This is a genomic window from Seonamhaeicola sp. MEBiC01930 (assembly GCF_045277075.1).
Classification (GTDB): domain Bacteria; phylum Bacteroidota; class Bacteroidia; order Flavobacteriales; family Flavobacteriaceae; genus Seonamhaeicola.
The window spans coordinates 2,614,747-2,627,493 of record NZ_CP104270.1 but is presented as its reverse complement, the minus strand read 5'-3'; the positions used below and the strand labels follow the sequence as shown (position 1 = coordinate 2,627,493).

Below are 12,747 nucleotides of genomic sequence, written 5' to 3'. Positions count from 1 at the left end.
TATGAATCAAAAAAAATGCGATGTTCATAATAATGAACACCGCATTTATTAAAATTGAAAAATTTTTAATTAGTTTACTTGAGGTTGATCCCATAAACGGTAAGGATCTTCATGTAATTTCATTTGCTCTAACAGCAGAGTTTCCATCTCAGCTAACTTTTGTGAATACTTAGGATTATTTGCTAAATTAGTTTGCATTTCGTCTTCTTTTTCATGTTCATCTATATACTCATTTGGATTTTTAGCTAAATTGAAAAGTTGTGTTTCCCTCACCTTACCATCCAACACATCATATTTAATAAGCTTCCAATCTCCCTTTTTAACAGTTCGCATACCTGGTTTTGTACCACCACAATAAACGCCGTACATAACATCTCTAACCGCCTCTTGTTCTCCATTTAAAACTGGAACAAAGCTTTTTCCTTCAACTGTTTTAGGAGCCTCAATACCGGCTAAATCACATAATGTTGGTAATATATCTAATAAATAAATATTACCATCAACACGTTTTCCAGCAGGCAAATTAGGGCCTTTTATTATAAATGGGACACGCCAAGTATGCTCATAAAGATTTTGTTTTCCTTGTAAACCATGACGCCCAATAGCCATTCCATGGTCTGCAGTGTAAATAATATAAGTATTATCTAATTCGCCCATAGCCTCCAATTTATTTAAAACCTTATTTAACTGAATATCTATATTTTCTGAACAAGCAAACTCTCTACCTAATTCATTTCTAATCGTGTTTTCATCTCTATTTTTCCAAACACCACTTACTCTTACCTCATCTCTTAAATCTGGATGCCCATGATGGAAAGGATGTTCTTCTAAATAATTTGGAGGTAACTGTGGTTGTTTATCATTTAGTTCAGGTATTGAATTTTTATCTTTATGATTTACCGCTCCATATTTTTCTAACAATTCCGGTGTTCCATCACGTTTATCATGTGGGTGAGAAAACCCAAAATAAATAAAGAAAGGGTCCTTTTCTTTAACCTGCTCTCTTTCATTCAAATAACTTAAAACTTGTTTAGAATGCCAAGCACTACCAGTTTCTTCTGTTCCACCCCGTTTTGTAGCATCTTTTACAATGCTAAACTGTTTGTTAGCACCTGGATAAGAATTTCCTTTTTTACAGGTACGCATGGTTTTATATCCTGCTCTGTTAAATACTGCACCAATGGTTTGTTGGTCTATTTCATGAGGATCTGTTTGCTTTTGAAATTCTGCACTAGGTGGTAAATGCCATAAGGTTTTACCGCTCATAATCATATGGCGAGAGGGTGTGCAAACCGCTCCATTCATAGACCCCATGTGGCGTGCTTGATCAAATACAATACCTTCTTCTGCCAACTTACTTATGGTTGGGGTTTCTAAAATAGAATTGGAATCATAGGTTTGTAAATCGAAAGGTGATTGATCATCCACCAAAACGAATAGAAAATTTGGACGTTTACTTTCTTTCTCTTCCTTTGGTTTTTCTTTACAACCAGATAATACCAGTAAAAGAATCAGTATTACAGCAAACTTTTTTGAATTGATTTTTAAGTTTTTCATTGTTGGAATTGGATATTTTATGTTTCTATTTATACTATAATTTATTTATGCTTTTATCATTTTATTTTGAGTTACTTTTAGGGGTCCCAATCAAAAGCAAACTCTCCTAGTTTATCTTGAAGTAGTCCTCTCAATTCTGTTACCAAATCAGGGTTTTCTTTTGCTATATTTTTTGTTTCTTTTTCTTTCGATTCATGATCATAAAGTTCAACAAGCCCATTTCCGTTAACAGTTAATCTATGCCTATCTGTTCGAATAGTAGAACTCGTTGAAAAATAACCCGCCACTGGGTGTCCTTCTGCATTAACATCTTTTATAATTGGTAAAAGAGAAGAACCATGCAAATAGTCCGGCTTAGGCTGATTAATTAAATCGCATAGCGTTGGAAATACATCTATAGTTTCCACCATAGCATTTGTTTTCTCTCCCTTTTTAATTATCTCAGGGTCATAAATTATTAAGGGCGCATGTAAAGATTCTTCATAAAGTGTATGCTTGCCCCATACTGCATGTTCTCCTAAATGCCAACCATGATCACCCCATAAAACAACTATGGTGTTTTTATCTGCACCCGTTTCCTTTAGTTTAGAAAGTATATCTCCAACATGCTTGTCGGCATAACTCACACATGCTGCGTAATACTTTTTAATTTCCATAGCAAAATCTTTATCATTTCTCGGATCTCTGCCTCCCCTATCATAATTCATAAACTCACCAGAACCACTCCAAGATGAGTTTTCAGATGGTTTTTCGGGATGAGGAACTGAAGGTATTTCTGTGTTTTCATATAAATCTAAATACTTTTTTGGAGCACCAAATGGTAGGTGAGGTTTAATTAGGCCTATTGCTAAAAAAAACGGTTTATCCTTAGCTGCCAATTCTTCCAATTGTTTAATACCTTCATGAACAATTAATCCATCAGGATAAATTTCATCTCCACCATCAATTGCCTCAACGACCTTTCTTTGGTTAGGGGTTCTTATTTTTCCATGAGCTAACCCATGCATGGCTCCTTTAGGGTGTTGCCAATCACCAACTGGCATTAAATGTTTATCCCAGGCTTCAGGCATTTCAGGTATAGAATCACTATTCCAAAGTTCACCTCCTCTTCCTCCTGGGTGGTGAGACACTTTACCAACTGATACTGTAGTGTAACCATTCTTGCGAAACCAAGCGGGCATACTAAAAGACATAATGTCTTGGTTTTCATTTAACGCTTTTGCTCTTGAAAATAATTGTTGATTATGATGTCTTCTATATTGAGTGCCATATTGCCCCGTTAGCAAAGTAAAACGTGATGGTCCGCAACTGGGAGAATTCACATAATGCTTTAGAAATGCACGCCCTCTTGAAGCTAATTCATCAATATTTGGTGACTTTATATAATTGGCACCAAATGAATTTAACTCTGGACGTAAATCGTCAATACATATAAGCAGTACATTTTTAGGTGATTTTGAATTTTTATTTTCTTTACAAGAAAACATTAAACTTAAAAACACAACTAAAACAAATTTATTGACGATAGGCATTATTACAGATTATTTGTTATTAACCAATTTTTAATCAAAATCATATTTTAGTCACCTTATTACTATTACCTAAATCGGTAACTTTTCCAGAAGACTTCACTTTTACTCCAAAACTTTTATTAGATAATTTAACCGGATAATTTGAGAAATTATTTAATTTAAAATTTGATCCCTCAAAATCGTTTTGATGGGGAAAATTTCCATATAAAAGGCGAATATTTCCTTTCTGACCACCAACTTTTATTACCAAACCTTTTTCTACAACTTCATCAGTACCATGAAACGTGATTTTATGTTCGCTCCCTCCAATGTAAGCAACAGAGCCTGATCCATTGCAATAAGGCTCACTTGGTGGTAAAATGGTAATTTCAGCATTATAATTTTTATCTCTCTCATAAGTAGTAGAATATACTGGGCCAAAAACACAATCTGCGCTACAATTAACTGCTTCACCCGAGCCCAGTGAAAACCCATTTTCACAGGCAATAGCTTTACATCCTTCAACATATTTTTTTCCAGTTGCATGAGCAATGGTTACTCCAGTTCTCATATATTTAATGGTACAATTTAAAACAGTTGGATTTGAAGTACCTCTTCTAAATTCTTTTCCGTCTATTATAGTCTCACCACCATTATAAGCTCTAATACCAGCTTCTCCAGTGCTTAACATATACCCCTTTGGAAGTTTATATCCCCATACCGTCATAAAACCAACATCATAAGCTGGCCCTGAGGTTTCCTTAAGCATATCATCTGTTTTACGAACTTCCCCAATAACATTACAACCTTCAATTATGGGATTATTCGCTCCTTGCATAAAAATGCAATGACCATAACTTTTATGTATAAATTTAGAATCTTTTAAATGATTTGACTCTCCCCTAATTAGGCAAGCACTATGTTTTCTATGCTTAATAACTGTTTTTCCTCCTTTACCAAAAGCATCTCCATAACCATAAGGAAAGGACCCCTTAGTTGTTACATGAAAACCTTCAATTCTGTTATGACTTCCATCCATTACAATATTTGTAGCTCTTCTACTAGGGGCATCATGAACAGATCCGTTATCTACCATGGTTAGGTTTTTAAGAACATTGTTGTTTCCAATTATTTGCAATTCATGAACTTGAATTTTACCATAGGCTTGTAAAACTTTTGTATCAATATTTAAGGTAACACCAGTAAAATCGTATGTGCTATTATTTCCTTCAAAGAGTAATAGAACTTTACTGAGATTTTTTAACTTTACTTCCTTTCTATAAAGGCCATTAGCAACATCTTCTGCTGTTATGGAATATGCCCCTGGCTTTAGTTTAACACTAACATTGTTATCATCAAGATATGGCATTAATTCACTTAAAGAATTCACTGTGATTTGAGAAAAAACCGAACTTGTAATACAAATGGTTAAAATCAAAAGAATTTTGGTTACTCTATTTTTCATTTACTCTATTTATTAATTATTTTATTATTGTTTCCATAATTTAGAACTTCTCCATTGGTAGTAATTTCACATGAAATTGTCTCCGAATTCAATTCCACAGGCATTCCTGTAAAATTATTTAAAATTACACCTAAGGAAGATGTCATCCCTAAAGGGGAAAAACCATTATTAGCAGGCGGACGTGTTGTTCCAATTTTTATTGGGAGTACTTGATTCTGTGTCTTATTTTTCCATTTTTTTATGGTAATTTTATGATTATTACCAGCAATACAAGCCAATGCATGCACTGTGGTTTTAGATTCCGTAGGAATCAAAGCCAATTCCACATTAGTAACTGTACCTTTATTTACATGCAACAGCGGGCCGTTTACGGCATCTCCTCGGCTATTTTCAACTGTAATCCCTCCAACATTGTATCCTACCTCACAACCTATAGCTTCACAGTTTTTAATTAAAACATCGTCTGTGATTTTAGCGAAAGCAAAACCAATACGGGTATTTTTTGCTTTACAGTTAACAGCTGTTACGGCTCCTGTTTTAATTCCGTTTACACCTCCTTTTCCGTACATACGAAAACCACATTCATTTAAAGACTTTGTGTAACCAGGTGTGATTTTATTTTCTCCTTCATAATTTTTATAAACTGAAGCAAAATTCACATCAAAAGCAGGTCCAGATGTTTCTGAAAGCATCTCATCTGTTGTTCTTGTTACACCTTCGGCATAACAATTTTCGAAAAGTACATTTCGTCCTCCTTGTACAAAAAAACAATGTCCAAAAGCTTTAGAGTAAATTGAACAGTCAACAATTGTATCGTTTAAACCTTCAATGCACATACCACTGTGTTTCCTTAAAGGAACCAACGCACCCTTACCTTTCCCTAATAAGTCACCATAACCATACGGAGAAGAACCACTAACATTCAATGTCACTTTCTCTATTTTAGCATAATCTCCTGCTACTGTAAAAGAATGCCCTCCTTTAAAGGTTGGATAATCACCTATATCATTAACTGTCAAACCTTTAATATGAACGTTATTTCCTGAAACATAAAACTCACTTACACGAGCTTTAAATACGCTTAACAGTTTTGTATTAACTTGTATAAGAACTCCTGTAAGGTCAAAAGTATTATTGTTTCCACTAAAGTTAATCATGGCATATCTGTTAACTCCATCTGGTTTTATATTGTGAATTACATCAGGTGTAAGGTAATCTTCCATTTTATAAATCCCAGACTCCATAATAATTGTGTTATTACTTTGAGAAGCATATTTAGCCAAATCATTTAGGGAATTTATTTTTATTTCTTTTGCCTGAATTGTACCGCTCAGAAAGAGGAAAGCAAATACTTTGACCACTTGTTTTTTCATACTAATTTTTTAAACTTTTATAAGTTTGATTTTATTTACTTTTCTACTATTTGGTTATTTCTTCCTTTATTTTCAAGAATCTTTCCATTGGTTTCAATACTACAATTTATTGCCATCTCCCCAATAGATATTGGCATTCCTGTTTCATTCTTTAAATGAAGTCCTACTACCTCTGCTTCACTATATGGAGACATAGATTCTCCGTGCATAGGGGGTGTATAGCCAATCAAAATAGGAAGGTCTTTTGTTCTCTTTTTTTCGTTTTCTGTTTTTAGAACTACTGTATTATTTTTTCCTAAAACAGTAATTAAAGAATGTACCAATCTATCTGATTCATCTGGACTGACAAATAACTCAACCTCTGTATTATCACCTTCTACAAACAATAAGGGTCCGTAATTAGCATCCCCTTTACAATTGATTAATTTGGTGTTATCTCCAATCCAATAAGCTCTTTCAGTTCCAATAGTTGTACAATTTTCTACATGTGCTTTGTTAAAACGAAGTTCAAATCCACCTCTGGTATTTTTAGCCGTACAATTTTTAAAGCTGATATTTTCACATTTTCCATAAGTTCTAAATCCATCTTCGCAAAGAGATTTCATGTAACCAGGAGTAACTACATATTCTCCATCACGATTTTGAGTCCAAGTTTTAAATTCTACATCATATGCTGGTCCCGATGTTTCTGCCAAAATATCGTCGGTTGAACGCACTTCACCTTCAGCGTAACACCCCTCGAAATACACATTTTTAGGATGTTGCTGAATAAAAAAACAGTGCCCAAAAGAACGGTTATACACCTTACATCCGTAAAGTTTAGTGTCGTTACCTGTAACCAAAAGCCCACTATGTTTTCTATGTTTTACAGTGGTTTCTTTTTGTTTTCCTTTACCAAATAAATCACCATAACCATACGGATAAGAACCTGCTACGTGCAAGGTTATTTGTTTAAGAATATTTGATTCACCAGCCACCTGAAGCACCGTTCCTCCTTTTGATGTTCCTTCTCCAATACATCTTATAGTTAGCCCAAGAAAAGTATTGTTTGAACCTGTTACTAAAAATTCATCTGAATGTATAGGTGGGTTTAGTTGAGTTCTAATCTCTGTATCTAACTCAATTTCAACACCATTTAAATTGAAGGTATTGTTGCTTCCAGTAAATGTGATATACTGAAACTCTTTGCGGATACGATGAGCATTTATAGAATCTAAATTGAAATAATCTATTAATCTATAGATTCCAGGTTCCATAACTATTTGATTACCACTTTCGGCTGCATATTTAGCCAATGATTTTAAAGAGTTTATTTTTATTTCTTTGGCATAAACAATTTGACTTAGGAATAGAACCCCAAATAATAATGTTCGTAATATTGTTTTCATTATAAATAATTTAAATCTATCTTATATTTTACTTTATCCATACCTCTATATAAATTCAAAACTCATTAGAGATCCCTCACTAAAAACTAAATTGGAATTAAAAGTAATAACATAACTATCTGCTTCGATAGTAAATGCTGCATCAATATGATTATCATCCAACTTTACTTTGACACCCATTACCGTTATGCCTCTCACTTTGTCTAAAGCAAATTCTTTCAACTCTAATTTGCCGTAACGCAACTCAATTCCGGCAACAAGTATACCTGTATCAACCTTTTGGGTAAACTGTCCCCATCCTTCAGCCGTAGTAAACGCTGCTTTAAAATTATCTTGTTGCATTCGTGGTCCGAAAGCCAATTTACCTTCTGGTCCGTTGTATCGGTAACCGCACATAGCCATAAAAGCACTGTAACTTGCCAATGCACGAGCATAGTGATCTCCACATTCTACCTCGTTATATGGGTTTCGTAAATTGGGTTGATAACGATCGCTAATAGCTTTACCAATTGCCAATCCTTTTTCTAACATTCCCTCCCAAATCATATGAGCTGATACTTGCCATTCAAAACCAGACATACACTCATTATAGTATTTGTGAAAATGTTTTTTTTGTGCATTCTCTTTTCCAAAAGGCCATGTACACATTACCAATCCAGCATCTCCTTCTGCTGCATACCAACGTCCTTTTGGGTGGTCTTTTCTAAAATCTCCAATATTTGGTGAGAAATTATACGTCCAAAGAGATTCTAATGCTTTTCTAACTTTATCTCTTGGTAAAACAGGGTCTAATCCTAAATTATACAACCAAAATTCTCCAAGTACTTGATCAATATGACATCCTGTGGTTGAACCACGTGTTTTTTCTGGTTCTAATTCTGGAATATGAATAAAGTATCCATATTCTTCTTTCCACATTAAGTCCATCATAGAACTAACCCCTTTACTGACAAGTGTTTCATAACGCTCCGCCACTGCTGGTTCTTTCATTTGTTTTGCCATTACAGCCGATGCTTTAAGGGCTGCATGATACATGTTTGTTAACCAATGTACTTTTCCAAACCAATTACCATCTAGTGTATTGTGTTGTGCTCCACTCATCACGCCATCTTCATCTTCGTCCCATCTTTTAATTACATAGTCCATAGACAATTTGGTACGTTCCCAAATACCTTCTAAAAAACTGTAATCTGTGGTCATTTGACTTTCACGAAGTACTCTAAGAATGGTTCCACATTGCCCATCAGGAGCTTCTCTAAAAGTCTTGGTAGAACAACGGAAATTCATGGCTCCCGAATCATCTTTAAAACTACGATCGAAGTCTACTTGTTCTCTACACTCTTTTTCTATTACAGGAAACAAACGTGCCAATCCTTGGGCATAATGCCATACATGGGTACAGTTACCTTCACAACAAGTAACTCCTTCATCTAAACTATATCGTGCATCTTGCATTCCCATACGACCTGCCAATTGCGTTTGCATACAATCCACAGGAATAAATGTACGCTCTAAAAACCAATAGGGTAAACTAGAATCGTACCAAGTATCTACCCATTTTTGGGTATTCTCTCTAAGTTCTTTTTCTTGTGAGGCAACTACGTTTGCAGACTCACTTGCACTAGGCCATTGTGTAGCATAGTAATTAATATCTCTTGTCCACACCGTCTTTCCAAAACCAGTTACGTGTCTAGCATTTGGAAAACGCCATGACAATGTAAAAGAAATGGTTGTACTTTCTCCTGGTTTTAGTTTAATACTACGACCTAATGATGCATATGCTTTATCACTAAAAGGTCGCTCTTGTATCTTTTCACTTTTTTTATTGGGTTTATCAGCATCAAACAATGCTTTTTCTCTAGGTTGAGAACGTATGGTGTCTACAAAGTCGGGTTTGTCACTTCCCAGTAAACCTAATGCTACTGCTCCAAAATCATTAGCATGATCAAAAGGAACGGTTTCACTATCTTCTGATTGAGTATCATTCAATGGTTTTGTCCAACATTCTACAACTGATAATTCATCAAATTCTTGATACTGGCTCAAACGAACTCCGTTGCTATTCTGTTTTCCTGTTCTATAATTAGAAAAATTCTCAATCCAACCTGCAATAACTGCCTCTTGTTCTTCATCAGAAGTATTTTCTATGGTATAACGCATTACCGTAACAGGGTAACTAGAGTCATCTCTATTTAAAGGTATAAACGGAGTATAGGCTTCTAATTGCACCTTTACTGGACAGTCTGTATCCGCATAGGTAACATCTCCCATAGGATACTTATTCTTGAATTGAATATCCTCAAAGCCACTAGAATCTAACCTAAATACACGTTTTTGTTTATCTGAACCAACCTGTAAAGCGAACCCCTGATCCATTGGACTATTTGCCGTAACTGGTTTCATATACTTATGCCCGGAACCCATTTCTTTCCATATATCATCTGGCTCACCATCAAGATTCCAACACCAGAGTCTTCCATCTCCTCCCAAATATACTTGACCTGTAGCTATGCCATTAATAGGCATTCCTATATATTTCAAATCTTCTCCAGATGCACTAAACGCTTCTCCTCTTGCATATAGACTATCAATCCACTCTTTGGTGAGCTTTTTATCTGCAGGAATAACATGATTAAAATCTTCTTTAGTAAAAGGTCCTGCCATTAGCTTTATTGGGTTTATGGCCAACATAGCTGCTGTTAAACTTGTAGTTTTTATAAAACTGCGACGTCCATTATCTATAGGCTTATCATTATCACAACATCCTGAAGTTGAACAACAACCACTTTCCATATTATTTTTTTCCATTACCTAAATTATTTTCTTTTGATCAAAAACTCTTGTACTTCACCTTGTCTTAAAACTTTTTCATTTTTAAATGATGTATTTCCAAATCCTTTAAGCTGAAGAGATTCTAATGAAACTTCCCCGTTAAGCACCGTTAATTTCACCAATCTATCATTTCCTTGATTCTCTATAACAACAGTTCCATACTGATTTCCATTTGACCAAAAATAGTTTCCTGATGCTGATGTAAACTGCATCCTTTTTTCCACTGCTGAATAATGAAACCCTGAAAGGGCAACCACTGCACCCCAACTAGCCATGGCTCTGGCATAATTGTTCCCACATTCTGCTTCGTTAAAAGGGTTACGTTTTAATCCGTTGTAACGATCTCTAATATTTTTAATGTTTGTTAACCCATTTTCTACTTGCCCTTCATACATCATACCTATGGCAGCTGTGTATTCAAAACCAGTCATCGCTTCTGTAAAATAAGGGAAAGGATACAAAGGTCTTTCTTTGGGGTAGCTCGCCATCACCAATGATTTTTCATCACCCAACACAAACGAACGCATGCTGTTAAAACCTGAGCTACTATCCTCTCTTAGATTGTATTTCATAATACTGTTTAACGTAGTTTTTATGTTTTCTTGATTGGTTAAATATCCCAAATCGCAAATATGAGCCATAAACTGACCTACTAATTGATCTACCAAACATCCTTTACCTAGTTGATAATCCAAACTTCCTAAATCTTTAGATTCCAACCCTTTTAATAAGGGAGCAGCAATATCATCTCTACTTTTTGGTGGTTCTATGTGATGCACATAATATTCTCCATTAAACAGATTTTCATCAATCCACTTACTTCCTTTTTTAAACAGTTTGGTACAAGTTTTTGCGAATTTCTTATCCCCAGAAAAATCAGCCATTTTTGAAGCAGCTTTTAACGCTCCTAAATACCAAATTCCCATTTGAGGATTGGGTCCAAAGTATTGTACATCCATGGTATTGTGCTGACATCCATCTATGATTCCATCCATATTAGGATCCCAACCTCCTTCTATCCAACAGAACTCCATAGCTTTTTTTACTTTAGGCCAGAGTTTTTCCAACAACTCATTGTCTCCACTCATTTGCCAATCTCTATACATTTTCATGATTGCTCCCAATTGTCCATCGGCAGCAGGTCTACTAAATTCATTGGCACGTTCCAACGGTAAATTCACACGAAAACTCATCATCCCTTTATCATCTGTAGCATGTGCAAATTCTATCTCTCTCATTGAACGCGATAACTCTCCAAACAGAAAAGGTGTTGCCTGATCATAATTCCATACATGGGTACAATTACCATGACAAACACCTTTGTTATCGCTAGTACCTTCCCATCCGTAAAAATTTCCATCAGCAGTTCTAAAACAAGTTTGGGTACGTAAAGTTGATGTGTTGTACAATGCGGCTTCTTTTACAACCTTTGGTAAATCACTATTCACAAAAGCGTTTACAAATTCCTTTGTTTTACTTTCAAGACTTGGTAGTTGCTGCATTGTTTTTTCAACAACATCCCAAGCATCTTTGTACTGGGTTGTGTAATAATTGGTTAACATATTACTAATTCCATCCTCTGCGGGTGTCCAAGTTTTTCTATTTGGAAAATGCCAAGTAATATAAAAAGTTACTTCACGACTGGTACTTGCTGGAACAGATAATTCTACAGCCATAGATGCCATAGGTCTATCTTCGCCGTTGTGCTCTCTGTTTTCTAAACGACCATCTATACTGTAATCATCCCAAAAATCAAGACGTGAATTTCCCCAAACCTCTTTTCCCCAAGACGTACGGTACGTCACATTTTCGTTACTTGATGTTGTCATAGCCATGGTTCCCCAAGCTTCAAAATCTTTAGCTACACCTTTAGAACTCATAAAAATACCTTGTGCATTTTTTTCTTTTCTAAAGACATTTTGATTTTCTTTTGCCCCAACAGGAATCAAAGCCTCTCCTCTTCCTTTAGGCTCTCTTACAGAACCATCTTCTCCAATAAAATTTGGCATGTTACCACAAACAGATGCAAATATTGCTTTATCTGTAGTATTTGTTAACTCATAAGTAATGGCTGCCATGGGAATTCCGCTGGCATTAACATCTCCAGGGATAAATGGATTGAATGCTTTAATACGAACCTCTAATGGTACTTTTTTATCTGAAAGTAACACCTGTCCAAAAGGATAGGCTGCCATAAAACTACAAGTTTCAAAACGAGGAAATCCATGATTTACTTTAGGACTTCCAAAAGCGCCTTCGTATAACGAAAAGTCTAAAGGCCCTTCTAATACTCGTGTGTCTTTTTTACCATCAGCAGTTTGCGTATGCAAAGCAAAAAACGGCCCAATGTATCTTAGTTTTTCACTGGTTGGAATGTAACCTTTGGCGGCAGTATTCATGATCTCCCAATCTCTAAGATCTCCTCTTCCTCCTAATGATACTGTACCTGTACCAATTCCTCCAATAGGCATGGCTATTTTAGCCAAATGATTCACATCATAAGTAGTTAAAACAGGCCAATCCTCTGACTGATAGCCTTTTGTTTTTTGTGCATTTATAGTAAACACTAGCATGACTGCAAACAAGAAGATTCTAAATTTTATTCCCATAAATATTGCTTT

General features: G+C 35.3%; 7 protein-coding genes. All 7 read right to left on the bottom strand.

The window, feature by feature from the left end; all coding sequences use genetic code 11:
* Positions 1–69: 69 nt before the first annotated feature.
* Positions 70–1,557: a sulfatase-like hydrolase/transferase gene (locus tag N1F78_RS11345; protein ID WP_406683278.1), complete on the bottom strand. Its 1,488-nt coding sequence runs from the start codon at positions 1,555–1,557 to the stop codon at positions 70–72.
* 77 nt (positions 1,558–1,634) lie between these two features.
* Complete coding sequence (locus N1F78_RS11340; RefSeq protein ID WP_406683277.1) at positions 1,635–3,089, bottom strand: sulfatase; 1,455 nt, start codon at positions 3,087–3,089, stop codon at positions 1,635–1,637.
* Positions 3,090–3,129: 40 nt separating this feature from the next.
* A complete protein-coding gene (locus tag N1F78_RS11335; RefSeq protein ID WP_406683276.1) occupies positions 3,130–4,533 on the bottom strand; it encodes a hypothetical protein in 1,404 nt (467 codons plus the stop codon).
* Between the two features lie 5 nt (positions 4,534–4,538).
* Positions 4,539–5,906 (bottom strand): hypothetical protein, encoded by a 1,368-nt coding sequence (locus tag N1F78_RS11330; RefSeq protein ID WP_406683275.1) that lies wholly within the window; start codon positions 5,904–5,906, stop codon positions 4,539–4,541.
* 35 nt (positions 5,907–5,941) lie between these two features.
* On the bottom strand, positions 5,942–7,294 hold the full coding sequence (locus N1F78_RS11325; RefSeq protein ID WP_406683274.1) for a hypothetical protein: 1,353 nt from the start codon (positions 7,292–7,294) through the stop codon (positions 5,942–5,944).
* Between the two features lie 45 nt (positions 7,295–7,339).
* On the bottom strand, positions 7,340–10,102 hold the full coding sequence (locus N1F78_RS11320; RefSeq protein ID WP_406683273.1) for a GH116 family glycosyl-hydrolase: 2,763 nt from the start codon (positions 10,100–10,102) through the stop codon (positions 7,340–7,342).
* An 8-nt stretch (positions 10,103–10,110) separates the two neighbouring features.
* Complete coding sequence (locus N1F78_RS11315; protein WP_406683272.1) at positions 10,111–12,735, bottom strand: GH116 family glycosyl-hydrolase; 2,625 nt, start codon at positions 12,733–12,735, stop codon at positions 10,111–10,113.
* Positions 12,736–12,747 lie beyond the last annotated feature (12 nt).